Raw genomic sequence first — 24,073 nt, 5'->3', positions numbered from 1 at the left:
CGCTAAGGATGGGCCGATGAGCGAGGATGCCGTCTCCGACCCCGCCCTGTCGCGCCTGAGCGCGGCCCTGGGCGACCTGCCCAGCCGCGGGCTGCCGCCGGTCGAGCGGTGGAACCCACCCTATTGCGGCGAGATCGACATCCGCATCGCGTCGGATGGGACATGGCATCATAACGGCACGCCGATCCTCCGGCAGAAGCTCGTCAAGCTCTTCGCGTCGATCCTCCGCCGGGAGGAGGACGGGCGGACCGTCCTCGTGACACCCGTGGAAAGCGTCGGCATCACCGTGGAGGATGCCCCGTTCATCGCCGTCGAGATGGCGGTGGAGGGTGAGGGCGAGCACCGCAGCATCGCCTTCCGCACCAATGTGGACGATCTCGTGAAGGTCGATGGAGAGCACCAGCTGCGCTTCGAGCAGGAGCCGGACGGCGGTCTGAAGCCCTACCTTCACGTCCGCCGCGGTCTTTGGGCCCTCGTCAGCCGGGCGCTGACCTACGACCTCGTGGACCTCGCTGAGGAGAGCGAGATCGATGGTCGAACATGGCTCGGGGTGAGGGCAGGGGGCCTGTTCCACACGATTGCTCCGGCTGACGAGGCGTGAACGAATCGCTCGTCGATTTTCTCGCCCGCGCCGGAGCGGCCCTGTCCCCCCATCCTCCGGGGCCGGACGACCCGACCTCCAACCCACGGGGCGACCATAGCATCGATCCCGACGGCTCTGCCGTGCTCCCCCCGCCGCCCCATCGCCGGGCGGCCGTCCTTGTCCCCGTCGTCAGCCGCCCGGAGGGACCGACCCTCGTCCTGACCCAGCGGGCCACCGGCCTGCGGGACCATTCGGGACAGGTTGCCTTGCCCGGAGGCAAGATCGACCCATCCGATCCCGGCCCTGCCGAGGCGGCCCTGCGCGAAGCACACGAAGAGATTGCGCTTGCGCCGCAAGACGTGCGGGTGCTCGGCTATCTCGACCCCTACTTGTCCGGGACCGGCTTCCTGGTTACGCCGGTCATCGGCCTCGCAGAACCGGCTACGCCCTTCAGGCCCAACCCGACCGAGGTCGCGGAGGTGTTCGAGGTTCCGCTCGCCTTCCTCATGGACCGGGAGCGCTACTTCCTGCGCTCCCGCGAATGGCAGGGGCGGCTGCGCTGGTTCTACGCCATGCATTTCGGCGACAGGCTGATCTGGGGCGTGACGGCCGGAATCCTCAACAATCTGCGCGAAAGGCTCTATCCGGAGGAGAAGCCGGTGGCTGGCGACAGCGGACGACCGCCGCGCTAGACTGATGCCGGCCGCGCGCCATCGGCGCCGGCATGACACGTCCTGACAGCCCAGCCCATGCTCCGCCGCGCCATCGAAGAGTTCGGCCTCTTCCTGATCCCCTTCGGCCTCTTCCTGCTGCTGCTCGTTGTGACAGGGCGAAACCCACTCCGGCTCCACCATTGGGGCCGACAGGCGTCACGCCTCGTGCTCGCGGGGCTGTGCGTGGTGATTGCCTCGCTGCTCTACGAAGGCCTCTTTTCCGAGCGCAGCGCCCGCGGTTACATCCCGCCGCATATGGAGAACGGCCAACTCGTCCCCGGACGGTTCCGGTGACCGACTTCACCGCCGACGGTCTCACCGCGCTCCTCGCCCGCCCGGGCGTCAAGGCCGCGCTGGCCGCCCTCGACGCCCCCGGCGAGGAGACACGCCTTGTCGGCGGCTGCGTCCGCGACGCCCTGCTCGGCGTATCCGCCTCCGATATCGACCTGGCCACGACCCTCCGGCCGGAGGCGGTGATGGAGCGGGCGAGGACCGCCGGACTCAAGGCAATCCCGACCGGCATCGAGCACGGGACCGTCACCCTCGTGGCGGCGAAGGAACCCCTGGAGGTGACCACCCTGCGGGAGGATGTCGAGACGGATGGCCGCCACGCCGTCGTCCGCTTCGGCGGCGACTTCGCCCAGGATGCCGCCCGGCGGGATTTCACGATCAATGCCCTGTCGCTCAGCGCGGACGGACAACTGCACGACACGGTTGGCGGGCTGGAGGATCTCCGCGCCGGGATCGTGCGGTTCATCGGCGTCCCCGCAACGCGCATCCGGGAAGATGCCTTGCGCATCCTGCGCTTCTTCCGGTTCCATGCCCGCTTCGGCGGGGCGGACCCGGACCCGCCGGCCCTGGCAGCCTGCATCGCCGCCCGGGACGCCCTTGACGGCCTGTCCCGGGAGCGGGTTCGCACAGAATTCCTGAAACTTCTGCTCGCGCCCGGATGCGTGCCGGTGACCTCGATTCTGTCCGGAACGGGCCTTCTCCAACGGATCACCGGCGGCGTCGGGGAACTGGGGCGCCTCGCCCGGAGCGTGGCGGTCGATCACCCGGCCCCGATGCGCCTCGCCGCGCTTTGCGTCCACGCGGCCCATGACGAGCCTCGCCTGCGCGAGGGACTGCGCCTGTCGAAGGCCGAGGCGACGCAGCTTGCCGCGTATGCTGACGCCCTCGCTGCCCTGCACGGTCGAACGATGCTAGGAGTAGGGGATATCCGCGCGCTCGCCGCGACCCACGGGGCGCGGATGATCGCCGATACGTTGGCGATCCTGGCGAACGAGCCACGCCCGCAACCGGATGCCGGCGCCCTGGCGGAAGCGGCAAAATTGGCGGCGTCGGGCGAACCGGTCTTCCCCTTGGCCGGCAGCGATCTCGTCGCCGCTGGCATTCCCGCAGGCCGCGCCATCGGAAAGGGGCTGGCCGCTGCGAAAGCGGAGTGGCTCGCCCGGGGCTGCCCGGAGGACGAAGCCTCCCGCAAGGATTTGCTGCAGCGGGCCATCAGCGCCGCGACTGCGTGATTTGCGCCTCCGGTCGCTGCAGAGATATCGTAGCGAGTTTCAAAATCTTGGTCGTGCGGACCACGGTCGGATCGAGGTTCCTCCCCCCTCCGCCTGTTATGAACCATAGACTCCGAAGTGGCACCTGGCGTATTGCCGAGCTTCTCGTGGTTACGAAATAATACAAAGTCTTTGGCAGGTCGGCATGGCCTCGAGGCTCGACATGGTCTAGAACGTCTCATCCCGCAACCAAGCTGTCGACCGTGCGCAGAAATGCGCAAGGGCGTCGCTATATTTGTCGAGCGCCGATTTCTAGATGACCATCACCGTCCCGACCCTGATCGCAGCAGCCGCCCTGACCGCCGGTGCCTTCTCCGTCGCGGCGGCGGCGCCCGGCAACGCCAATGGCGACGGGCATAACGGTACGTGGGCGGTGGAGCTGGTGACGGAGAGCGGTCTGTGCAGCGCGCGCTACAACTACGCCGTCGCGATCCATGACGGTGAGGTACGGCCCATTTCTGCGGCGGACGGAGCGAAAGTGAGCGGACGTGTGTCGGCCGACGGGACGGTGGGTATCACCGTCGCGGGGGCTGGCGGCTCGGGAACCGGCACCGGACGGCTCACGGGCGGGCGCGGTGCGGGTACCTGGGCGGTATCGCCGATCTGCACCGGTCGCTGGACGGCCCGGCGGGGCGACAACCGCACCGCTCAGGCCGAGTAGGACGCGCGATCAGGCCGCCGAGGCGAGCCAGAACCGGGCCTCCGCCAGGCGCTCCCGTTCGAAGACCTTGATCTTGTAGGGCGAGACGAAGGCGAAGGTTTCCGCCATCATCTTGAGCCAGGGAGCATCGGTGACCAGGGCCACATGGCTCACGCCCTTCATCATGGAGATGCCGAAGCGCGGATCCTTGAAGAACGCGGCGGGCTCCATGCCCTGGAAGCTGCGGATATCCTCCAGGAGCTTGATCCGCTCGCCCTTGTCGAGGTCGGCCTTCATGGCGGTGATGGCGGCGTTCATCTCCTCGTCGGAGATCTTCCCGTCCACCACGATCTCGGCCACGTTCGAGTCCGGCGTCTTGGTGTAGCTCAGCACTGGTCGCTCCTCGTGCCCCCGCCGCCAGCTCCTCGGGGAGCTGCGTTCGCGGCCGAGCGGCCTTCTCCTACAAAAAGCTCTGCGGGTCGACATCGATCGTCAGCTTGACGCTGCCCCGCGGCTTCGGTGCCCGCGCCAGCCATTCGCGCAGATAGCTCTGGAGATCGACGTTGCGCTCGGTCTTCACGAGGAGCCGGAACCGGTGGCGCCCGCGGATCAGGGCGAGGGGTGCCTCGGCCGGCCCCAGCACCATCACGCCGGCCGGCGGATCGGCCTCGCGGGCGAGGGCTTGACCGTGCGCCTCGGCGGCGGCCTTGTCGGTGCCCGACACGATCAAGGCGGCGAGGCGACCGAAGGGGGGAAGCCCAGCAATCTCCCGGGCGGCGATCTCCTCCGCGTAGAAACGCTCCGCGTCGCCCGACAGGAGGGCGGCGATCACCGGATGCTCTGGCTGGTAGGTCTGGACCAGGGCGCGCCCCGGTTTGTCGCCGCGTCCGGCCCGGCCGGTGACCTGCTGGAGAAGCTGGAAGGTCCGCTCCGCCGCCCGGGGATCGCCGGAGGTCAGGCCGATATCCGCATCGAGGACGCCGACGAGGGTCAACCCCGGGAAGTTGTGCCCCTTGGCCACCAGCTGCGTACCGATCACCAGATCGCACTCACCGGCGGCCACCGCATCGAGTTCCTGACGCAGGCGCTCGGCGCCGCCGGGAAAATCACTCGATAGAACGATGATGCGCTTGCCCGGAAACAGCCCGGCGGCTTCCTCGGCGATCCGCTCCACGCCGGGGCCACAGGGTGTGAGGTGGTCGAAGGCGCCGCAATTCGTGCAGGCCTCGGGCCGCCGCTCGGTGTAGCCGCACTGGTGGCACACCAGCGCCCGCCGGAACCGGTGCTCGACGAGCCATGTCGAACAGTTGCGGCATTGGTAGCGGTGCCCGCAGGCCCGGCAAAGAGTGAGGGGCGCATAGCCCCGCCGGTTGAGGAAGAGCAGCGCCTGCTCGCCCCGCTCCAGCGTATGCTTCACCGCGTTGACGAGGGGCGGGCTGATGAAGCTCCCCCGCTCCGGGGGATCGCGGCGCATGTCGATCGCCGCGATATCCGGCATACGCCTGCCGCCGAACCGCTCCGGCAGCATGAGGTGATCGTAGCGGCCCCGGGCGGCGTTCACCCGGCTCTCGATCGACGGCGTCGCAGAGGCGAGCACAACCTGACAGCCTTCGAGCCGGCCCCGCACCACGGCCATGTCCCGGGCGTGGTAATGGACCCCGTCCTCCTGCTTGTAGGCGGTCTCGTGCTCCTCATCGACGACGATGAGACCAAGCTTCGCGAAGGGAAGGAACAGGGCCGACCGGGCCCCCACCACCACCTTGGCCTCGCCGGCCGCCACCGCGACCCGCAGCCGCTCCCGGCGGCGTCCACCAATGCCTGAGTGCCAAGCCGCCGGCCGGACGCCGAAACGGTCGGCGAACCTGTCGAGGAACTGGGCCGTCAGAGCGATCTCGGGCATCAGGATCAGGGCCTGACGCCCGGCCCGGACGCAGGCCGCCACGGCCTCGAAATACACCTCCGTCTTGCCCGACCCGGTGACACCTTCGAGCAGAACAGGCTTCGCGCTGCCGGCCTCGATCCCCTGCTCGAGGGATGCGGAGAGGACAGCCGCCGCCTCGGCCTGCGCGTCCGACAGGGGCACCCTGGGATGGTCCGGGTCGGGGATCGGGGCGATGGGTTCGGGGGCGATGGCGACCGCGTCGAGCGCCCCGTCATCGACCAGCCCGTCCACGACGGAGAGCGACACGCCGGCCTCCTTGGCCAGGGCGCTCTTGCCGCGCAACTCCCCATCCGCGGCGATGGCCAGCACCTTGGTGCGGGCGGGAGTGGGACGGGAGGGCAATTTACCGGATGCCTTGACGGCCACCCGGGCGATCTCCGTCCCCGCCGCCTCGTCCGGCAGGCGCAGCACCATCGCGAGGGCCGAGCCCTTGGGCGCCAGGGTGTAACGGGCGATCCAGTCGACAAGGCCGCGCAGCGTCCCACCGAGGCGCGGAACGTCCACGAGCCCCGTGACCGGACGCAAATTCGAGCCGCCCACAATCTCGGCCACGGCCCAGACCACGCCGACGGTCTCCCGCGGACCGAGGGGGATCTGCACCACATCCCCCGCGGTGACCGCGAGCCCGTGCGGGACCACGTAGCTGTAGGGGGTATCGATCGCGAGGGGGATCAGGATTTCGGCGACGGTCGGCATCGGGTCGGCAACGGCAGCATGTTCTAGCTTTGTACCATACCCGACGGGAAAACGCTCCTGTCCCCGTCCGCCGCCGCGTGTTGGATCCGGCGGCTCAGGAGTGTCGTCTCACGGCATAGCGGTAGCGCCGCCCGCGCTCATCGAGCAACTCACTGTCGGAACTCTCACACCACACGATCTCGTCCCCCGGCCCGGTAGCGTCGGTGAGGACCGTGCCGCGGACGATGTCGAGGCTGAGGCCGGCCCCATAGCTCATGGCGGTCGCATCCGTGATGGCGGCGGCGACGTCGCCCCCATCGGGAAGGCAGGCGAACAGCACGCCGTCTGCGATGGCCAGGGTATATGTCTGCATGCGGAAGCTCCGCGGAGGGTGACCGGTTCGGGAGGGTGCGAACCTAGGAACGAAGGGCGGCGAAGGAAGCGCGTTCTTCGTATTGCTGCATTGCAGCGATGTGACGACGGAGGGCACATTTCCTCCGCAATCAATGCGCGAGATGCGCATCGAAGAAATGCGCCATCTCCCCGAATACCTGTTTCGTCTCCGGCGAATCCGTAGCGAACAGGTATTGTGCGTGGCTCATGCCCTCGAAGACATGGAGATCGGCTTCGATTCCGGCGTCCCTGAGCTTGCGGTGCGTACGCACCGTGTTGGACAGGAAAAGGTCGCGGGTGCCGGAGACGAGGAGGGCAGGGGGCAAGCCGGTGAAGTCACCGTAGATCGGTGACAGTTGCGTATCCTTCAAGTCCCGCCCGGCGGCGTAGAGCTTGGCCGCAGGTGTCAGGTAGCCGGAATAGCTGACGAGGACGTTGTCCAGCCATTCGTTCGTCCGGTAGGTGTCGCCGGTCTCTGTCATGTCGGCCCAGGGCGTGCCGAGGCCCATCGCCGCCGGAAGGGGCAGGCCCTCGGCCTTGGCGCGCAGCATCAGCGCCAGGGTCATGCCGCCACCGGTCGAGGTGCCGAAGACCGCCATGTTCTCGGGCTTCTGCATGGCGAGCATCGCCTTCCAGACCGCCGCCGCATCGTCCATGGCGGCGGGGTAGGGGGCGTCGGGCGGCATCCGGTAATCGACGGAGATGACCTTGTACCCGCCGAGCCCGGCCATGAGCACCGCTTCGAGGGTGCCCGCCTCGCCGGGGTTGTAGACGTAACCGCCTCCGTGGATGTGCAAGAGCAGGCGGTTGCGGTTCCGCTCCGGCAGGGTCTTCGGCTGCACGATGAAGACCTTCACTCCGCCGATGATGGCGGATTCGCTCGTGACGCCGAGTTTTTCCCGCAGGGCCGGGATAGGCGCCGCCGTTGCCTTCGCGAGCCTGTCGATGAGGTCCTTCCAGGCGGCGGCATCCTTGGGATGGGCGTTCCAGGCCGGGGCGCGATAGGGGCCGGCCACCTGCGACCGGAACGCCTCGCTCACGGTGCTGGGGACGGGGATCTCCCGGCCCGGCACAGTCCGTGGGCCGGGCTTGGCGTTGGCGGCCTCCATCTCCCGTTCCAATGACGGCATTCCCGGATCGACGGCGGCGGGCGCCGGCTGCGCCCAGGCGGGCGCGGCGGTCAGACTCAGGAGGGCGAGGGCGTGGAGGGTCTGCTTCACCGATGGACGCTCGCTACAGGGTGGTTCGATGGTCTGGCTTGGGCGGCATGACGTCTGATGCACCGGATCGGTGCCGTCACACTCGCGTGACCGAGGCCTGATCGGCTTCGACCCGGGGTGTTACCACCACCGTTGGAGGAACAGGGCCCTCCGCGGAGATGGCGGCGATCACGTCGGGGGCGAGCACCGTCTCGGCCGCTTCCCCGATCGGCCCTGGCGGCGGCGAGAGGTGGACCGTGTCGGCGAAGGGCGCAGGGGCATCGCTGCCCGCATGCTCATCGGCAACGGCCGCGACGGCCTCGTCGCGGATCAGGCCGAGCCCGGCGGCATGCCGCGCGATCGCGACGCTGTCGGCCGCCAGGACGAGGCTCGAGCCCGTCGCTGCGACGGCCTCGGCGAGCTTCACAATCTCCTCCGACCGAGCCGCGTTCCGCGAGACATTCCTGATGTACACGGCCTTCACCCGGCCGGGATTCTCCGCCACCAGTTGTGCGTAGACCTCCGGGTCGTGCTGGCCGCTGTCGCCGATCAGGACGAAGGGGAGGGCGGGATAAAGCGCCAGCATGTGGTCGATGAGCGCCCGCTTGTGGTCCTTGGCCCGCCTTGGGAGGGGGTGGGTCCAGGACAGGCCCCATTCCCGCAGGAACAAGACCGGCCCGGCGGGGATCCCGTGGCGGCGGAAGAACTCCGTCAGCATCTCGTAGAGCCCCCAAGGGGCCCTGGAGACGTAGAGCATCGGATTGCCCGCGTGTCCGCTCGCGCCGACATGGAGGGCGCGGTAGAGGGCGGCGGCCCCCGGGAAGGCCACACGGCTTGCGGCGTCCTCCACGAACAGACGCCACAGCATCTTCAACTTGTTGGCCACGCCTGTGCGCATGACCGTGTCGTCGATATCGCTGACGACGACGAAGCCACTCTCGCGGGGCGGGATATAGACAGATCCCTGGGCCGGAATCACCGGGTCGGCTTCGAGGAGGAGATCGACCACGTGCCAGGGGCCATCGCCCTCCGGCAGGGACTGCGGATGCAGGTGGACCCGGAAATAACCGTCGCGATCGGTCAGGACGCGTGTCTCAGCGCCCCCGAACCGGGCGAGAATCGCCGCGCCCGCCACCTTCCGCCGGGCGATACGGCGGCGCACATCCCGCCACTGGGCGCGCAGGGATTCCGGATCCTCCCCCGGGATGCCAGCGGATTGCCGGAAGACGCGGCCGATGAGGAAGATCTCGTCCGGCGAACCGTAGCCGCGATAGGGTTCGACGACCAAGCCGCCGGGGCCCCGGCCGCCGCGCCCCTGAGCGCGGCGGACAGGGCGTGCGACGACCCTGAGCGCCTTGCGTGCAGCCGTGACGGCACGAATGGGCATGGCCCCGCCGTCAGGCTTGCGGCAGGTCCGGGGTGAGGCCGAGGGCATCGAGGCCCTCTTCGAGCAGATCACCGGCATCGGGCGTCCGGAGCAGTTCCTTCACCGCACCCTCGCCGGCCGCCTCGCGCTCGCGGGCGAAGTCCACGGCCGCATCCCATTCCTCGGGTTCCATGTCGCCGCGGCCGACATAGAGGAGGGCGAGGAGTTCGGCGCGGGAGTCGTCGTCCAGGCCGGCGATCATGCTGCGCACCTCCGACTCCGTCGCGTCGTCTGTGCCGGAGGTGAGGACGTCCGTGGACCCGTCATCGATCGGGTTCGAGCCGGAATCGGGATCGGTCGGCCCCTCTTTCACATCGATCGCCCGGAGACGGATGACGATGTCAGCGACGGTGTCGGGGGCGATGTCCATTCTCGTCTCCATCAGGACGCATGACTCACGGGGCTTCTGGCCCCTCAAGCCGCGACAACGGGCGAGGCGCCAAGGGGTTCGCCCCGTCTTTGACAAAGCGCCGGACGTCAGACTGCGGGGTCCCGCTGAAGGGGCGGAACGAAGCGGCGCCCTTGCGGCTTGCAGATCGCCGATGACCACTACCGTAGCCGCCCGACCCGCCTTCCCCTCCCGCCGCCCGCCCGCGAAGGCTGCGTGGACGGTGTTCCTCACAGGCACCGGCCTTCTGTGGTCACTGACGATACCGGCGCAGGCGCGCCCGAGCTACGACGGCAGCGCCCCGACATGTTTCCTGACCGCAGGCGGCGCCCTTGAGATCTGCCGCGACGGCAGCGAAGCGGAAGGTGTCCTGGCTGCACCGCCGGCCTGCCGCTTCGCCCGGGGCGTCCAGCTCTTCCGAATGGCCAAGACCACGCCGCCGGGCCCGATCCAGGCCATCTTCCAGGGCGAAAGCCCCCTGCCGGGCAAGCGCCGGGGCGAGGATTGTCCCGAACGCCAAGCCTTCGACGATCGCGACGGGGGCGCCCTCCATACGGGCATCAGCCCGGAGCAGTTGGCGACCATCCTGCCCCCGGCCCAGGCCCGCTTCGGGGTCGCCCTCCCGGAACGCCGGGACAGGCGTCGGCGTAGGCAGGAGCGGACGGAAACGCCCCAGGAAGGGATCGGCCCCCGCGACCCCATCGCCATATCCGGCCGAGACTGGGCCGGGGAGGAATATTCGTACGTCTTCATGCTCGGGCAGGAAGCCGACGGCACCGGGGCGGAGCCTTCGGAGGATGCACGCCCCCGTCACCGGGGTCGAAGCCGACGCGAGGCGGCCGATGCACCCCAGCAGACTTTGCTCCGCCGCATCCAGATCGAGGCCCGGACCCTGGATTTCGTGCACTATGAGATCCGCACCCGCAACGAAGACGGCGGCCTCGCCTGGGTGCCTTATTCCGAGGACGGGCGGAAGCGCACGGCCCCCGTGCCGGCGGCAATCCTCGACGAGGCGGGAAAACCCATCGCCTCGGCCTGCCCGGCCTCGCCGTTCGAGACGCGTGGGCTTTCGGGCTCCATCAGCATCGTCGAGAAGACCTATCACTACTTCTACACCGACGTGCTGCCCGAGGATTGCGGGCTGCCGCCGGAAAAGCGGCGCATGGGCCTGTTCTTGCGTACCGCGACCGACCTCGCCGCGGACAAGGTCTGGTCTATGCCACGCCGACTGGGCGGAGCTCTTCCGGCCAACAGCCTCGTGCGCGTCGCCCGCGGTAAGGACGCCACGCGCTGGGCCGTTTCCTACACCTGCAGCCGCCCCGCCAACGCACCGGGCGGTCCCGTGGCGGATATCTGTCTGCAATACACGACCGGCCTCGATCCCGCGGACATCGCGGCCCTGACGCTCTATGCCGACCCGGTCGAGGCCGGCCGATCACCGGCCTATCTGGGCCTCCGCTCCGGCGGCAATGGCGCCGGACGGTTCGACCGCAGCGCTCATTTCTGGATGACGAACGCCTACGGCAACCTCGACGTGCCGACCGTCTATGCCGGCAAATCAGGCCTTCTGACCTGGGTCGACCGCCTCGCCCCCGGTGCCGGGGGCTATGAGGGATCCCGCGTCTACGGGCGGCCTGTCAATTGGGCGACATGGACCACGCGGAGGACCGGATCGCCCTGAGGGCGCGCGGTTTCCCTGATAAATTTCCGGTTCGCGTTCAGGCGCCATGCGTCCCGCCCGCTGGGGCGTTATATGGCAGACGGAGCGCCCCGTGATGGCGCGTCAGACCGGCACGATGGACACCGAATCCGACCTCCTGTTCGCCGCGAGCATCGTGTTGATCTCGCTCGTGCTCTCCGCGTTTTTCGCAGGTGCAGAGACCGCCTTCACCGCGGCCTCCCGGGCGCGGATGCACGCCCTGGAGCAGGGTGGCGACCCCAGGGCCAGCATCGTCAACCGCATCCTGGCGATCCGTGAGCGGTTCATCGGCGCGATGCTGATCGGCTACAATATCGTGGCCATCGGCGCGTCAGCTTTCACCACGAGCGTCCTGACGGCCATCTTCGGCAAGAGCGGCGTCATCTACGCCACCATCGGCATGTCGGTCCTCGTGATCGTCTTCGCCGAAGTGCTGCCGAAGACCCTTGCGATCTCCAACCCGGACAAGATCGCCCTGCTCATCGCCCGGCCGGTCGCCTTCGCCGTGGCCATGATGGGCCCGCCTGCCCTGGCCATCGAGCAGGTCGTGCGGCTGATGCTCAAGCCGTTCGGCGTCACCATCGGCGAGCATCAGTCGATCTTGACCGCCGCCGAAGAAATCCGCGGACAGGTGGCGCTCCTCCACCGCGAGGGCGGCGTGGAACGGGCGGAGCGCGACATGCTCGGCGGGCTCCTCGACCTGTCGAATCTCAGCGTCTCGGACGTGATGGTCCACCGCACGAAGATGCGGGCGATCGACGCCGACATGACCTCGCAGGACATCGTCCGGGCTGTCCTGGCCTCGCCCTACACACGCATGCCACTCTGGCGGGGGACGCCCGAGAACATCGTCGGCGTGCTTCATGCCAAGGATCTGCTCCGCGCCCTCGATGCCGCGGGCGGCGACGCGTCCGGCCTGAAGGTCGAGGAGTTGGCCCTGGAGACGTGGTTCGTCCCCGGTACCACGAGCCTGCGGGCTCAGCTCAAGGCGTTCCTGTCCAAGAAGACCCACTTCGCCCTCGTCGTCGACGAGTACGGCGAGGTGATGGGCCTCGTGACCCTTGAGGATATTCTGGAGGAAATCGTCGGCGACATCGCCGACGAGCACGACGTGACGGTGTCCGGCGTGCGCCTGCAGGGCGATGGGTCGGTCAATGTCGATGGCGGCGTGCCAATCCGCGACCTCAACCGCGCCATGGACTGGAATCTGCCTGACGACGAGGCCACGACCATCGCAGGCCTCGTGATCCACGAGGCGAGGACCATCCCCGACCAGGGCACCGCCTTCAACTTCCACGGCTTCCGGTTCCAGGTCCTGCGCAAGGCCAAGAACCGGATCACGACGCTGAAGATCACGCCGCTGTCGGCGACATCGGTGCCGCTACCGGTGCCGAGCGAGCAGCGGGACACGGCCTGAGCCGACCCACTCCGATATCGCCAGCAACGCGAAGCGACCGAGTGCGCCCGGACGATCGAAGCAGTGACGCGTCCCGGGATTTCTTCACAGCGTACGCGACGATGACAATAAGTCGGACGCCCCGCTGCGTCATCGCAAGCATCGCGAAGCGACCCAGGGCAGCGGGACATCTCAGAAAGTTGCGCGTCCCTGGGTTGCTTCACTGCGTTCGCAATGACGATGGTGGAGTGGACCTCACGCAAAAGAAAAGGGGCCGCCTTTCGGCGACCCCCTTCCCGGTTCAGCAGGTGGCGTGGACTTAGAAGTCCATGCCGCCCATGCCGCCGCCGCCCGGCATCGCGGGGGCGCCGCTGTCCTTCTTCGGCGCGTCGGCGACCATCGCCTCCGTCGTAACCAGCAGGCCGGCGACCGAGGCCGCGTCCTGAAGGGCGGTGCGGACGACCTTGGCCGGGTCGACGATGCCGGCCTGGATCATGTCGACGTACTCTTCGGTCTGGGCGTTGAAGCCCCAGGTCTCGGAGTCGGTCTTGTCGGTGATCTTGCCGACCACGATCGAGCCCTCGACGCCCGCGTTCTGAGCGATCTGGCGGATCGGGGCCTCAAGGGCCTTGAGGACGATCTTGATGCCGGCCTGGACGTCCGGGATGTCGGACTTCAGCTCGGCAACCGCCTTCTTGGCACGGAGCAGGGCAGTGCCGCCGCCGGGAACGATACCCTCTTCCACCGCAGCGCGGGTGGCGTTCAGGGCGTCGTCGACGCGGTCCTTCTTCTCCTTCACCTCGACCTCGGTCGCGCCGCCGACGCGGATCACCGCGACGCCGCCCGCGAGCTTGGCCAGACGCTCCTGCAGCTTCTCACGGTCGTAGTCCGAGGTGGTCTCCTCGATCTGCGCCTTGATCTGCGAGATACGGCCCTCGATGTCGGCCTTCTCGCCGACGCCGTCGATGATCGTGGTGTTCTCCTTCTCGATGCGGACGCGCTTGGCACGGCCGAGCATCGGCAGGGAGACGTTCTCGAGCTTGATGCCGAGGTCCTCGGCGATCATCTGGCCCTTGGTCAGGATCGCGATGTCCTCGAGCATCGCCTTGCGGCGATCACCGAAGCCCGGAGCCTTGACGGCCGCGACCTTCAGGCCGCCGCGCAGCTTGTTGACCACCAGGGTGGCGAGCGCCTCGCCCTCGATGTCCTCGGCGATGATCAGCAGGGGCTTGCCCGTCTGAACGACCGCCTCGAGCACCGGCAGCATGGCCTGGAGCGACGAGAGCTTCTTCTCGTGGATGAGGATGTAGGGATCCTCGAGCTCGGCGACCATCTTCTCCGCGTTCGTGATGAAGTACGGGGAGAGGTAGCCGCGGTCGAACTGCATGCCCTCGACGACGTCGAGCTCGGTCTCGGCGGTCTTGGCCTCCTCGACGGTGATGACGCCCTCGTTGCCCACCTTCTGCATGGCGTGGGCGATCATCTCGCCGATCTCCTTGTCGCCGTTGGCGGAGATCGTGCCGACCTGGGCGACCTCGTCGGAGGTCGAGACCTTCTTGGCGCGGGCGATGATGTCCTTCACCGCGGCGGCCGTGGCGAGGTCGATGCCGCGCTTCAGGTCCATCGGGTTGATGCCGGCGGCCACGTACTTGGCGCCCTCGCGAACGATGGCCTGGGCCAGCACAGTCGCGGTGGTGGTGCCGTCACCGGCGATGTCGTTGGTCTTCGAGGCCACTTCGCGCACCATCTGGGCGCCCATGTTCTCGAAGCGGTCGGCGAGCTCGATCTCCTTGGCGACCGTCACACCGTCCTTGGTGATGCGCGGGGCGCCGAAGCTCTTCTCGATCACGACGTTACGGCCCTTCGGGCCGAGGGTCACCTTGACGGCGTCCGCGAGGATGTCGACGCCGCGAAGCATCTTGTCGCGGGCGTCGGCGGAGAAACGAACGTCTTTCGCTGCCATGTCCTAGCTCTTTCGGTTCGAGGATACGCCCCGAGGCCGGTGCGGCCTCAGAAGGGGCTTCAAGCCTGTCAGGGTCGGAAGGGAGGTCAGAGGTTGACCACGCCCATGATGTCCGACTCCTTCATGATGAGGAGGTCTTCGCCGTCGATCTTCACCTCGGTGCCGGACCACTTGCCGAACAGCACGCGGTCGCCGGCCTTGACGTCGAGGGGATTCACCCGGCCGTTTTCGTCGCGGGCGCCCGGCCCGACGGCGATGATCTCGCCCTCTTGCGGCTTCTCCTTGGCGGAATCCGGGATGATGATCCCGCCCTTCGTCCTCTCTTCGCTCTCGATGCGGCGGACGACCACTCGGTCGTGCAGCGGACGGAACTTCATGAGCTGCCCTCTTGCTTCAGGTCTGGAGATGGCGTTGATGCGGCCCGGACGGGTCGCATCGACCCCACGATTAGCACCCTTGTTAGCACTCTCAGATGACGAGTGCTAACGCGTTGGCGAGATAGTCATCGCTCGGTTCCGAGTCAAGATGGTCGCACCCCGCCGGGCCGCGCCGTGCCGCCTTCATCAGGATTGCTGCCGGACATGCTGAACTTTCATGGGGCCGGGCACGGGGCTGGGTCAGGCTCGTCCGGCGGAGGAGATGGCGTGCCCGGTGGCACCGTGTGGATCGACTTGTACGACCCGTCGCCCGAAGAGGTCGCCCAGGTGGAAGCCGAGACGGGTCTGCGGATCCCGACCCGGGCCGCCCTCTCGGAAGTCGAAACGTCCAGCCGCCTCCGTCGGCTGAAGGGTGGGCTGTCACTCTCGACGCCAATGATCACCTTCGAACAGGCCGATTCCCAGCTGAAGCCCTTGGGGTTCCTGCTGACGAAGGATCACCTCGTCACCGTCCGGTTCCACGACCTGCGTGCCTTCGGGTCCGCCGCGAAGCGGCTCACCGAGGACGAAGGCGGCGATCCGGCCGTGATCTTCACCATCCTGCTCGAGGAACTGGTCGACAGCCTCGCGGACTCTTTGGAAGAGATGGCGGTCGATCTGGATTCGTTATCGAGCCGCATCTTCGATTTTGACGTCCGGGGACCATCGGCCAAGCGCCTGGAAGAGCCGCCGCCCCGCCGCCGGGACTTGGCCCTGCGCCGGATCCTGCGGGCGATCAGCCGGAGGGGGAAAGTCCTTGGGAAGATCCGCGCCAGCCTGCTCGGTTTGGAGCGGATCATGCCCTTCGTGTCCAGCGCCTGCGAAGGATTGGAATTGACCGACGACGGGCGTTTCGAGACGATCCGCCGGGATATCGAATCCCTCGATGAGTTCGAGACCCGCCTTGCCGAGAACGTGCAGTTCCTCCTCGACGCGGCCCTCGGCCTCATCAACATCGAGCAGAACAACGTTTTTCGAGTTCTCACCGTCGTGTCGGTGGTCGGAGTTCCACCGACGTTGATCGCATCGATGTACGGCATGAACTTCAAGCACATGCCGGAACTGGACTGGGCCTACGGCTATCCCTACGCCCTGACGTTGATCTTCCTGAGCGCAATCATTCCGATCGTGTATTTCCGGATCCGCGGCTGGTTCTAGCGGGGCTGCCGCGCATGTCGAGGCTGTCCCACCCTCCTTCCTATCCTGTGGTGCCCGCGTCAGCGGGCCTCGAAGGAGCCTTCCGGGGATCGCGCGGCAGGCTGGAGCCCTCCTTCGAGGCGGCTATCGCCGCACCTCAGGATGAGGTGTGTGGAGGGGACGGGTGTCGCAATGAACCCCGGCGAGGGTCGGCAGAAACGGTGAGGGTGCCGCGGATGCCGCGACGGTCCGACCCTCACACTGCACCGATCAATCACGGGCGAGTTGGGCCCGGCCGATCGCGAACACCCGTCCGTCGCCGAGAAGGTGGGCGGTGAAGCCCTTCGGGAAGGCCGCGTCGAACGCCTTGTCGCGGACGTTGAGGCCGCCGGCATAAGCGCCGAGCGCCGGCATGATCAGCCGCTGGCAGTCGGTGACGAAGCAGCGGCGGCGCACGGCCCGGCCGCGGGCCGCCACCTTCCCACAGGGATGGAGGTGGCCGGCGATCTCGCCCACAGCCGGAGCCGGGCCGGGCTCGTGACGCAGTACGAGCCCGCCGAGGGTCATTGCCTCGGCGTAGCGCCCGCCGACGCCCTCCTCCACCTCGGCATCGTGGTTGCCGGCGATCCAGACCCAGTCGCGGCCCTCTTGAAGCGCGGCGATCATGGCCCGGTCACCGGGCTCCATCCGCTCGGGGCCGCGGGCATCATGGAAGGAGTCGCCCAGGGCGATCACCCGGGCCGGATCGTGGCGGACGATCGCCTCGTGCAGGCAGGCCAGCGTCTCCCTGGTGTCGTAGGGGGGCAGGAACTGGCCCGACCGGACGGCGAAGGACGACCCCTTCTCAAGATGCAGATCGGAGACGATCAGGGTGCGGTGGGCTTCGAGCCATAACCCACCGCAGAGGTCGAGGGTCAGCACCTCGCCCGCCAGGGTGATCGTCGGGTGCTTCTGAGTCTTCTCGAGTCGGAGTCCGGCCGCCACCAGGGCATCCTCTAACGTGTCGGGGGAGGGCGAACCGTCGTGCGGGCCGCGGCTCAAGCCAGGGCCTCTTGAAGAAGCTCCGCCTCCGCCTCGGCCAGAATCTCGTCCGCCCCCTCGCCGTAGACCCGCTCGCGGCCGATCTCCAGCATCACGGAGACGGACAGCGGCGATACCCGGTCGAGGGAGCGATGGATGATTCGCCCCTGGATGCGCTCTAGCATCACACCGAGACGCCGCACGTCGAGGAGTCCGGTTGCCGCATCCTGCCGCGCGGCGGCGAGGAGGAGGTGTCCGGGCTCGTGCTTGCGCAGCACGTCGAAGATCAGGTCGGTGGAGATCGTGACCTGACGCCCCGTCTTCTTCTGGCCGGGATGGTGGCGCTCGATCAGCCCCGCGATCACCGCACATTGCCGGAAGGTCCGCTTCATCATCGCCGACTCGTCGAGCCACGCTTCGAGGTCGTCACCGAGCATGTCCTCGCCGAACAGCTCGCCCATGAAACCTGGGTCGATGGCGGCACGCTCGGACACGTCCCGGGTCATCCAGATGGCGATGCCGTAATCGTTGGCAGCGAAACCGAGGGGCCGCAGCCCCGCCCGCTCCAGGCGCCGGGTGAGCAGCATGCCCAGCGTCTGGTGCGCGAGGCGCCCCTCGAACGGAAAAGCCGTGAGGTAGTGGCGCTTGCCCCGGGGGAAGGTCTCGACAAGGAGATCTCGCTCTCCTGGTAGGACGGAGCGGCGGCGTTGCTGCAGCAAATACTCGCCGATGGGCCGCGGCAGCCGGTCCCACGCGAACGGATCGGCGATGATCGCCCGCACCCGGGCCGCGAGTAAGGTCGAGAGGGGGAACTTCGAGCCGGCATAGGAGGGGATGGCAGGGTCCGTCCCCGGTGGGGCACGGGTGACGAGGGCTTCGTCCTCGGCGAGCCCCTCGAATTTCAGGGTTTCCCCCGCGAAGAGGAAGGTATCGCCCGGGGTCAGGGTCTCGGCGAACTCGTCCTCGATCTCCCCGAGCACTCGCCCGGTCTTCGGCAGCACCGCGCCGGGCTTGCCACGCAGGCTCCGGCCGAGCCTCACCTTGACCCGGGCCGCCTCGACGATGGTGCCGACATTCATCCGGTAGGCTTGCGCGGTGCGGGCGTCGCGAACCCGCCACAGCCCATCCGGCCCCCGCAGGATCTTGGCGAAGCGCTCATAGGCCCGCAGGGCGTAGCCGCCGGTGGCCACGTAGTCCACGACCTGCTCGAACCGCTCCCAGGTCAGGCCGGCATAAGGCGCGGCCGAGACTATCTCGTCGTAGAGGTCGCTCGCGTCGAAGGCGTCGGCGCAGGCCATGCCGAGGACGTGCTGTGCCAGCACGTCGAGGGCGCCCTCACGGGCATCGGGGGTGTCCTGGGCGGCCTCCTCGACGGCGTCGAGGGCCGCTTGGCATTCCAGCATCTCAAACCGGTTGCCGGGGACGAGATAGGCCTTCGAAGGCTCGTCCATCCGGTGGTTGGCCCTGCCGATCCGCTGCATGATCCGGCTCGCCCCCTTCGGAGCACCGACATTGACCACGAGATCGACGTCGCCCCAATCGATGCCGAGGTCGAGCGTCGCCGTGCAGACGATGGCCCTCAGCGCCCCCGCCGCCATCGCCGCCTCCACCCGCCGCCGCTGACCCGCATCGAGGGAGCCGTGATGGATGGCGATGGGCAGGGTGTCCTCGTTGAGGCGCCACAGTTCCTGGAAGGTGTACTCCGCCTGAAGCCGCGTGTTGACGAAGACGAGTGTCGTCCGGTGCTGCTTGATGAGGTCGTAGATGGCCTCCATCGAGTGCCAGGCCGTGTGGCCGGAGATCGGCAGGGGCCGCCCGAGATCGAGCATCCGCAGGTCCGCCCTGGCGCCCCCGGCCACGACCACGAGGTCGGCGAGGGGAGGGAGGGGGGACGGCGTCTGCGGCACGAGATACCGCCGCAACTCGTCCGGCTCGCGCACCGTCGCCGAGAGCCCGATCGCGGTCAGGCCGGGGCTGAGCTTGTGCAGACGCGCCATCGCCAGGGACAGCAGATCGCCCCGCTTCGACGTGACGAGGGCGTGCAGTTCGTCGAGGATGACGCAGCGCAGGCCCGCAAACAGATCAGCCGCCTCCCGGTGGGCGATGAGCAGGGAGAGCTGCTCCGGCGTCGTCAGCAGGATGTCCGGCGGACGGCTGACTTGCCGGGTCCGCTTGTGGGACGGGGTGTCACCGGTCCGGGTCTCGACGCGGACGTCGAGGCCGATCCCGGCGATGGGCGCCTCGAGGTTTCGGGCGATGTCGACGGCCAGCGCCTTCAGGGGCGAGATGTAGAGGGTATGGAGAACCGGCTTCTTGGACCGGGGGCCGTTGCGCTCCGCGAGGAAGACGAGGCTCGGCAGGAAGCCCGCCAGCGTCTTGCCGGCCCCGGTCGGCGCCACGAGGAGCGCCGACCGTTCGCCGCGGACGAGACGCACGAGGTCGAGCTGGTGGCTGCGGGGCGTCCAGCCCCGCGATGCGAACCACGCCTGGAAGGCGGGGGGAAGGCCGTCCGCCGGCCCGTTCAGGCGAGGGCCATGAGGAAACGGTCGATCAGTTCGAGGGCGCGCTCGCTCATCGTGCCGGGATACCGCACGAAGACGTGGCATCCTCCGGGATAGATCGCCGTATGCCCGCCGTTGCCGGCCGCCGCCCAGCGGGCGGACATGTAGAGCGTGTCATCCAACAGCGGATCACAGGTGCCCACCGTGAACAAGGCCGGTGGTAGGCCCTTCAGGTCGGCATAGATCGGCGACACGTCCGGCCGGCGCCGGTCGATGCCCTCCCGGACATAGCCGTCGGCGAAGCGGGTCAGGTCCTCGGTGTTCACGACGAGGCGTTCCGCGCCCCAGTTGCGAACGGACGGGGTGAGACCGAGATCGAAGAAGCCGGCATTCAGGTTGGCCCCCCGGAAGGCCCGGCCGAGCCCCTCCTTGTCGCGCAGGCGCAGCATCACCATCACGGCAAGGTGGGCACCCACCGATTCGCCGCCGATGGTCAGGGCGTGGACGCCCAGCTCCGCCCGGCCGGGACCGGCGAGCCACAGGGCGGCGGCTTCGCAATCGAGGAGGGCGGCCGGGTAGGGATGCTCGGGGGCGAGGCGATATTCCACCGAGAGGGTGATGAAGCCGCAAGTATCCGCGACCCGCTCCAGCCAGGGATCCTGCTCGTCGGCCGAGCCCCAGATCCAGCCACCCCGATGGATGTGCAGATAGGCACCCCGGAGCTTGATGCCGGGTTTCGGGCGGATGCACCGCAGGCGCAGAGGGCCGTCCGGCCCCTCGATGGTCAGCCATTCGGCCCTGGCACTGCGGGGCATGGCCGGGGAGGCCTGGGTTCCGGCCCGGCGACGGGCGCGCACTTCCGCGAGCGGGAGCGACCAGGGATCGTCCAGGGCAGCGTGGGCGGCGACGATCTCGGCGTTGAGCCGCTTCGTCTCGGGATCGATCGTCGCCGGGTCGAAGAGGGCGTGGTCGATCATTCTCTCGTCTCTATCGGCCGGCAGGATGCGGGTAGCATGTCCGACATCTTGGCGCGCCTCGCCATGCTTGCCATCTGGGGGTCGGCGGCGAAATCCGCCACCATCGCGGATCACATCGACTTTCGGGACGGTGTGGTGAACCGGCCACGGTTATGCCCGCTTCCGGGACGATGGGAACGTGCCCGAGTGAGAGAATCCATGCTGCTCGATCACGACAGACACCCCGCCGATGCGCCGCCCCACGGGGCATACCCCGCCGGACAGCCCTCGGCCCTGCGCCGGTTCCTCGGCGGCTCGCCCGCGGGCGTCTTCCTGCGCCTCCTGTTCCTCTCCGTCCTCGTCGGCGCCTTCATGTCGATGCTCGGGGTCACGCCGGGGCTGTTGTTCTGGCGTGTGGTCGATTCGGTGCAGGACCTCGTCCATCTCGCCGCGACGCAGCTTCACGATCTGACCGGGTGGATCGTCGCCGGCGCCATCGTGGTGGTGCCACTCTGGCTGATCGCCCGGCTCTTCGCCGTTTCCCGCTGAGGATGACGCGGCGTCTTGTGCGCGGGCGCACGGACGCTGCATGGTCGGAGGCCGGACGGGCTTAAGCCGCGCATAGGCTGCGAGGCTCCGCCGTGACACTCTCGACGCCGATCCCCACCAGCCATCGGCGCGTCCTGACGCTCGCGTTGCCGATGACGTTGGCCAACGTAACGACGCCGCTCCTCGGCTTCGTCGGTGCCGCGGTGATCGGCCGTCTCGGCGATGCGGCCCTGCTGGGCGCAATCTCGCTGGGCGCCGTCATCTTCGATGCGATCTTCTGGTCCTTCGGGTCCCTGCGAATGGCGACGGCGGGGCTGACGGCCCAGGCCGTGGGGGCTGGAAACAAGTCCGAGGTTGACCGGAGCCTCGCCCGGGCTCTCGCCGCCGGGGGGCTGGCGGGCCTCATCATGGTGCTGCTGCAGTGGCCGATCGGCCAGGCGGCAATGTCCTTGAGCGGAGCGAGCCCGGCGGTGGTCGTGGCGCTCGCGAGCTACTTCCACATCCGGATCCTGTCCGCCCCCTTCGCGCTGGCCAACTACGCGGTGCTGGGTTCCGTCCTCGGCCGGGGGCGGACGGATCTGGGGCTCATGCTGCAGGTCGCCATCAACCTCATCAACATCGCCCTGACGCTCGCCCTGGTGCTCGGCGCCGATTTCGGGATCGCCGGTGCAGCCCTCGCCGCCTTGGGGGCGGAAGCGGCAGGCTTGGCGCTTGGCCTCTTCGTCGTGACGCGCCTCGGCTCCCACCCGTTCCGCATACCGCTGGCGGAGATCCGCGACGCGGCGGCTCTGCGGCGGACCCTGAGCGTCAACATCGACGTCATCCTGCGGACCCTGGCCATCATCGCGGCCATCGTCGTGTTCTCTGCGCTCGGTGCGAGGCAGGGCGACGTGATCCTGGCCGCCAACGCGGTGCTCTGGAATCTCTTCCTGATCGGCGGCTTCTTCCTCGATGGTTTCGCCACCGCGGCGGAGACCCTGTGCGGCCAGTCGGTGGGCGCCCGGGACGCCGCGGGCTTTCGTGCGGCAGCGTCCCTGAGCCTTCGCTGGTGCCTCGGCTTCGGGCTGGCGGTGAGCCTGCTCGCGCTTGCGGGGGGTACATCCTTCATCGACTTCGTGACGACGAACGGCTCCGTGCGCGACGCGGCGCGGGCTTTCCTCCCCCTGGCGGCCCTGGCACCCCTCGCGGCGGCGACGGCCTTCGCCTACGACGGCATATATATCGGCGCGACGTGGACGCGGGCGATGCGCAACCTCATGCTGCTTGCCCTCATCGCCTTCGGCATCGCCCTGGCTGTGGTGCACGGTCTGGGCCTCGGCAACGCGGGCCTCTGGATCGCCTTCGTGATCTTCCTCGCGGCCCGGGGAACCGGGCAGGCCATCGCCTATCCCGGCCTTGCCCGCAGAACCTTTCCCTCCGTCTGAACCAGACCTCAGTGCGGATCCTTCCACGTCGTCGCCGAGGCGACGGGCGTGGCGACGGGGGTCGCACGGGGAAGCGCCGCCTCGGCCCGGCGCTGCAGCACAAGTCGCGCGACGGCGACACGGCGTCTCCGGCGAACATGGCGGCGCCCGCTCCGCTCGCTGGAATTGCCGATCACTCCACCGATCACCGCGCCCGCCACGGCGCCGATCGGCCCTCCCACCAGCGCACCCGCCACGGCGCCCGAGCCCACGCCGATCGTCGTCCGGCTCTGGGCCAGCGCCGCCTGCGGCAGGGCCAGAGACCCGGCGAGGGCCAGGATCACGAAAGTCCGGTTCATCGAAAAGTCCACAATCTCAGCGTGTTCAGCGGGCCTTGAATCCCGCGACCGTGACGAAACCACGGCCCATCAACGCTGAAATGGGCAGGTGTCAAACGGCCCGCGTCCTCAATCCAGGGTGCGAAACGCTGATGGCGTGCGTCGCTCCCTGGTTTAGTGTGCAGCGCAACGCGATCACCGGGGCTCATGCCCGCCTCCGCCAAGATCGCGGCGGACACAACGAGCGGCCGGAGCGCCGCGAGGGAAGGACCAAGCCATGGCCACGCTGACCGATCTTCGCCTGCGCCGCAGCGTCCTCTACATGCCCGGTTCGAACCAGCGCGCCCTCGAGAAGGCCAAGACGCTCCCCTGCGATTGCATCATCCTCGACCTTGAGGACGCCGTCGGGCCGGAGGAGAAGGAAGCGGCGCGGGAGCAGGTCTGCGCGGCCGTGAAGAACGGGGGATACGGCGAGCGCGAACTCATCATTCGCGTCAACGCACCGCAAACGCCCTGGGGCGAGGCCGACCTCCACGCCGCCATCGAAGCCAAGCCCGATGCGATCCTGATGCCGAAGGTGTCGTCCCCGGCGGTGCTAGAGAGCATCGCCGACCGCCTCGAATCCCTCGATGCGCCGGAGGAGATCCGTGTCTGGGCGATGATCGAAACGCCGGCTTCGATCCTCAACATTCACGAGATCGCCAAGGCCCGCCGGGACCGGCGCAACCGCCTGACCTGCCTCGTCCTCGGCACCAACGACCTCGCCAAGGACACCTGGGCCAAGATCGTGCCCGGCCGGGCGCCGATGCTGCCCTGGATGATGACCGCCCTGGCCGCCGCCCGTTCGGAGGGCCTCAACATCCTCGACGGCGTGTTCAACGACATTTCGGACGTGGAGGGCTGCCGGATCGAATGCCTCCAGGCCCGGGATCTCGGCTTCGACGGCAAGACGCTGATCCACCCCAGTCAGCTGGAGCCGGCCAACACCTCCTTCGCGCCGACGGAGGAGGAGGTTCGCCGTGCCAAGATGGTGCTCGAAGCCTTTGAGCGGCCAGAATACGCCAAGCGCGGCGCGATCAAGCTGGAGGGCCGTCTCTACGAGCGCCAGCACCTCGCCATGAACCGCCGGGCCGTCACCTGGGCGGAAGCCATCCAGGCCAAGGGATTCTGATCG

At 68.4% G+C, this 24,073-nt stretch carries 23 protein-coding genes; 11 read left to right on the top strand and 12 right to left on the bottom strand.

Annotation, left to right across the window (positions count from 1 at the left end; all coding sequences use genetic code 11):
• The first annotated feature begins 16 nt into the window (after positions 1 to 16).
• From MFF22_RS14105 to MFF22_RS14085, 5 genes are all read left to right on the top strand, one after another.
• A complete protein-coding gene (locus MFF22_RS14105; protein ID WP_238249603.1) occupies positions 17 to 601 on the top strand; it encodes a DUF1285 domain-containing protein in 585 nt (194 codons plus the stop codon).
• Positions 598 to 1,275, top strand: a complete 678-nt coding sequence (locus MFF22_RS14100) for a CoA pyrophosphatase (protein WP_238249602.1) — start codon at positions 598 to 600, stop codon at positions 1,273 to 1,275. Before MFF22_RS14105 ends, MFF22_RS14100 begins: the two co-directional genes overlap by 4 nt.
• Before the next feature lie 57 nt (positions 1,276 to 1,332).
• Positions 1,333 to 1,590 (top strand): DUF6111 family protein, encoded by a 258-nt coding sequence (locus MFF22_RS14095; RefSeq protein ID WP_238249601.1) that lies wholly within the window; start codon positions 1,333 to 1,335, stop codon positions 1,588 to 1,590.
• The gene (locus tag MFF22_RS14090; protein WP_238249600.1) at positions 1,587 to 2,819 is read left to right on the top strand and encodes a CCA tRNA nucleotidyltransferase; all 1,233 of its coding nucleotides are present in this window, start codon (positions 1,587 to 1,589) and stop codon (positions 2,817 to 2,819) included. The genes MFF22_RS14095 and MFF22_RS14090 overlap by 4 nt, the downstream gene beginning before the upstream one ends.
• Positions 2,820 to 3,114: 295 nt before the next feature.
• Positions 3,115 to 3,519 (top strand): hypothetical protein, encoded by a 405-nt coding sequence (locus MFF22_RS14085; protein ID WP_238249599.1) that lies wholly within the window; start codon positions 3,115 to 3,117, stop codon positions 3,517 to 3,519.
• 9 nt (positions 3,520 to 3,528) lie between these two features.
• Here the strand turns inward: MFF22_RS14085 and MFF22_RS14080 are convergent, their stop codons facing one another.
• The 6 genes from MFF22_RS14080 to MFF22_RS14055 form a co-directional block, all read right to left on the bottom strand.
• A complete protein-coding gene (locus MFF22_RS14080; RefSeq protein WP_238249598.1) occupies positions 3,529 to 3,891 on the bottom strand; it encodes a SpoIIAA family protein in 363 nt (120 codons plus the stop codon).
• A 67-nt stretch (positions 3,892 to 3,958) separates the two neighbouring features.
• Positions 3,959 to 6,136, bottom strand: coding sequence for a primosomal protein N' (locus MFF22_RS14075; protein WP_238249597.1), 2,178 nt, complete (start codon positions 6,134 to 6,136; stop codon positions 3,959 to 3,961).
• Positions 6,137 to 6,230: 94 nt separating this feature from the next.
• Positions 6,231 to 6,488, bottom strand: a complete 258-nt coding sequence (locus MFF22_RS14070; protein WP_238249596.1) for a hypothetical protein — start codon at positions 6,486 to 6,488, stop codon at positions 6,231 to 6,233.
• Positions 6,489 to 6,618: 130 nt separating this feature from the next.
• Positions 6,619 to 7,728, bottom strand: a complete 1,110-nt coding sequence (locus MFF22_RS14065) for an alpha/beta hydrolase (protein WP_238249595.1) — start codon at positions 7,726 to 7,728, stop codon at positions 6,619 to 6,621.
• Between the two features lie 76 nt (positions 7,729 to 7,804).
• Complete coding sequence (locus tag MFF22_RS14060) at positions 7,805 to 9,094, bottom strand: App1 family protein phosphatidate phosphatase (protein WP_238249594.1); 1,290 nt, start codon at positions 9,092 to 9,094, stop codon at positions 7,805 to 7,807.
• 10 nt (positions 9,095 to 9,104) lie between these two features.
• Entirely contained in the window at positions 9,105 to 9,503 is a 399-nt protein-coding gene (locus MFF22_RS14055) for a DUF3775 domain-containing protein (protein ID WP_238249593.1), read from the bottom strand.
• 172 nt (positions 9,504 to 9,675) lie between these two features.
• Here MFF22_RS14055 and MFF22_RS14050 point away from each other — a divergent pair, with 172 nt between their 5' ends.
• A complete protein-coding gene (locus MFF22_RS14050; RefSeq protein WP_238249592.1) occupies positions 9,676 to 11,202 on the top strand; it encodes a hypothetical protein in 1,527 nt (508 codons plus the stop codon).
• Between the two features lie 115 nt (positions 11,203 to 11,317).
• Positions 11,318 to 12,637 carry an HlyC/CorC family transporter gene (locus tag MFF22_RS14045; protein WP_238249793.1) on the top strand — a complete coding sequence of 440 codons (1,320 nt, stop codon included), beginning with the start codon at positions 11,318 to 11,320 and terminating at the stop codon, positions 12,635 to 12,637.
• A 298-nt stretch (positions 12,638 to 12,935) separates the two neighbouring features.
• Here MFF22_RS14045 and groL read toward each other — a convergent pair whose 3' ends face one another.
• Together groL and groES are read right to left on the bottom strand one after the other, a co-directional pair.
• On the bottom strand, positions 12,936 to 14,579 hold the full coding sequence (gene groL / locus MFF22_RS14040) for a chaperonin GroEL (protein WP_238249591.1): 1,644 nt from the start codon (positions 14,577 to 14,579) through the stop codon (positions 12,936 to 12,938).
• A gap of 86 nt (positions 14,580 to 14,665) precedes the next feature.
• A complete protein-coding gene (gene groES, locus MFF22_RS14035; RefSeq protein ID WP_238249590.1) occupies positions 14,666 to 14,956 on the bottom strand; it encodes a co-chaperone GroES in 291 nt (96 codons plus the stop codon).
• Between the two features lie 204 nt (positions 14,957 to 15,160).
• Between groES and MFF22_RS14030 the strand changes: the two genes are divergently transcribed.
• On the top strand, positions 15,161 to 16,153 hold the full coding sequence (locus MFF22_RS14030; protein WP_238249589.1) for a magnesium transporter CorA family protein: 993 nt from the start codon (positions 15,161 to 15,163) through the stop codon (positions 16,151 to 16,153).
• Between the two features lie 249 nt (positions 16,154 to 16,402).
• Here MFF22_RS14030 and pdeM read toward each other — a convergent pair whose 3' ends face one another.
• The 3 genes from pdeM to MFF22_RS14015 are packed head-to-tail and all read right to left on the bottom strand — an operon-like array spanning position 16,403 to position 20,630.
• Positions 16,403 to 17,116 (bottom strand): ligase-associated DNA damage response endonuclease PdeM, encoded by a 714-nt coding sequence (gene pdeM, locus MFF22_RS14025; protein ID WP_238249588.1) that lies wholly within the window; start codon positions 17,114 to 17,116, stop codon positions 16,403 to 16,405.
• A 53-nt stretch (positions 17,117 to 17,169) separates the two neighbouring features.
• On the bottom strand, positions 17,170 to 19,758 hold the full coding sequence (locus tag MFF22_RS14020) for a ligase-associated DNA damage response DEXH box helicase (RefSeq protein ID WP_370877524.1): 2,589 nt from the start codon (positions 19,756 to 19,758) through the stop codon (positions 17,170 to 17,172).
• Positions 19,674 to 20,630 (bottom strand): alpha/beta hydrolase, encoded by a 957-nt coding sequence (locus MFF22_RS14015; protein ID WP_238249587.1) that lies wholly within the window; start codon positions 20,628 to 20,630, stop codon positions 19,674 to 19,676. The genes MFF22_RS14020 and MFF22_RS14015 overlap by 85 nt, the downstream gene beginning before the upstream one ends.
• 198 nt (positions 20,631 to 20,828) lie before the next feature.
• On the opposite strand from MFF22_RS14015, the gene MFF22_RS14010 reads away from it, so the two are divergent.
• Both MFF22_RS14010 and MFF22_RS14005 read left to right on the top strand, forming a co-directional pair.
• Entirely contained in the window at positions 20,829 to 21,158 is a 330-nt protein-coding gene (locus MFF22_RS14010; protein ID WP_238249586.1) for a DUF6460 domain-containing protein, read from the top strand.
• A gap of 152 nt (positions 21,159 to 21,310) precedes the next feature.
• Entirely contained in the window at positions 21,311 to 22,582 is a 1,272-nt protein-coding gene (locus MFF22_RS14005) for an MATE family efflux transporter (RefSeq protein ID WP_238249791.1), read from the top strand.
• An 8-nt stretch (positions 22,583 to 22,590) separates the two neighbouring features.
• Here MFF22_RS14005 and MFF22_RS14000 read toward each other — a convergent pair whose 3' ends face one another.
• On the bottom strand, positions 22,591 to 22,920 hold the full coding sequence (locus tag MFF22_RS14000; protein WP_238249585.1) for a hypothetical protein: 330 nt from the start codon (positions 22,918 to 22,920) through the stop codon (positions 22,591 to 22,593).
• A gap of 256 nt (positions 22,921 to 23,176) precedes the next feature.
• Here MFF22_RS14000 and MFF22_RS13995 point away from each other — a divergent pair, with 256 nt between their 5' ends.
• The gene (locus MFF22_RS13995; protein WP_238249584.1) at positions 23,177 to 24,070 is read left to right on the top strand and encodes an HpcH/HpaI aldolase/citrate lyase family protein; all 894 of its coding nucleotides are present in this window, start codon (positions 23,177 to 23,179) and stop codon (positions 24,068 to 24,070) included.
• Positions 24,071 to 24,073 lie beyond the last annotated feature (3 nt).

The organism is Methylobacterium persicinum (assembly GCF_022179525.1).
Classification (GTDB): Bacteria; Pseudomonadota; Alphaproteobacteria; order Rhizobiales; family Beijerinckiaceae; genus Methylobacterium; species Methylobacterium persicinum.
The sequence above is the reverse complement of the archived record's forward strand: the minus strand, read 5'-3'. Positions and strand labels throughout refer to the sequence as shown.

Bases quoted from the DNA above. Each gene is read 5' to 3' on its own strand.
- MFF22_RS14105 (WP_238249603.1), top strand. From the start codon at position 17: ATGAGCGAGGATGCCGTCTCCGACCCCGCCCTGTCGCGCCTGAGCGCG.
- MFF22_RS14095 (WP_238249601.1), top strand. From the start codon at position 1,333: ATGCTCCGCCGCGCCATCGAAGAGTTCGGCCTCTTCCTGATCCCCTTC.
- MFF22_RS14085 (WP_238249599.1), top strand. From the start codon at position 3,115: ATGACCATCACCGTCCCGACCCTGATCGCAGCAGCCGCCCTGACCGCC.
- MFF22_RS14075 (WP_238249597.1), bottom strand. From the start codon at position 6,136: ATGCCGACCGTCGCCGAAATCCTGATCCCCCTCGCGATCGATACCCCC.
- MFF22_RS14070 (WP_238249596.1), bottom strand. From the start codon at position 6,488: ATGCAGACATATACCCTGGCCATCGCAGACGGCGTGCTGTTCGCCTGC.
- MFF22_RS14060 (WP_238249594.1), bottom strand. From the start codon at position 9,094: ATGCCCATTCGTGCCGTCACGGCTGCACGCAAGGCGCTCAGGGTCGTC.
- MFF22_RS14055 (WP_238249593.1), bottom strand. From the start codon at position 9,503: ATGGACATCGCCCCCGACACCGTCGCTGACATCGTCATCCGTCTCCGG.
- MFF22_RS14050 (WP_238249592.1), top strand. From the start codon at position 9,676: ATGACCACTACCGTAGCCGCCCGACCCGCCTTCCCCTCCCGCCGCCCG.
- MFF22_RS14045 (WP_238249793.1), top strand. From the start codon at position 11,318: ATGGACACCGAATCCGACCTCCTGTTCGCCGCGAGCATCGTGTTGATC.
- groL (WP_238249591.1), bottom strand. From the start codon at position 14,579: ATGGCAGCGAAAGACGTTCGTTTCTCCGCCGACGCCCGCGACAAGATG.
- groES (WP_238249590.1), bottom strand. From the start codon at position 14,956: ATGAAGTTCCGTCCGCTGCACGACCGAGTGGTCGTCCGCCGCATCGAG.
- MFF22_RS14030 (WP_238249589.1), top strand. From the start codon at position 15,161: ATGCTGAACTTTCATGGGGCCGGGCACGGGGCTGGGTCAGGCTCGTCC.
- MFF22_RS14020 (WP_370877524.1), bottom strand. From the start codon at position 19,758: ATGCCACGTCTTCGTGCGGTATCCCGGCACGATGAGCGAGCGCGCCCT.
- MFF22_RS14015 (WP_238249587.1), bottom strand. From the start codon at position 20,630: ATGATCGACCACGCCCTCTTCGACCCGGCGACGATCGATCCCGAGACG.
- MFF22_RS14010 (WP_238249586.1), top strand. From the start codon at position 20,829: ATGCTGCTCGATCACGACAGACACCCCGCCGATGCGCCGCCCCACGGG.
- MFF22_RS14005 (WP_238249791.1), top strand. From the start codon at position 21,311: ATGACGTTGGCCAACGTAACGACGCCGCTCCTCGGCTTCGTCGGTGCC.
- MFF22_RS14000 (WP_238249585.1), bottom strand. From the start codon at position 22,920: ATGAACCGGACTTTCGTGATCCTGGCCCTCGCCGGGTCTCTGGCCCTG.
- MFF22_RS13995 (WP_238249584.1), top strand. From the start codon at position 23,177: ATGGCCACGCTGACCGATCTTCGCCTGCGCCGCAGCGTCCTCTACATG.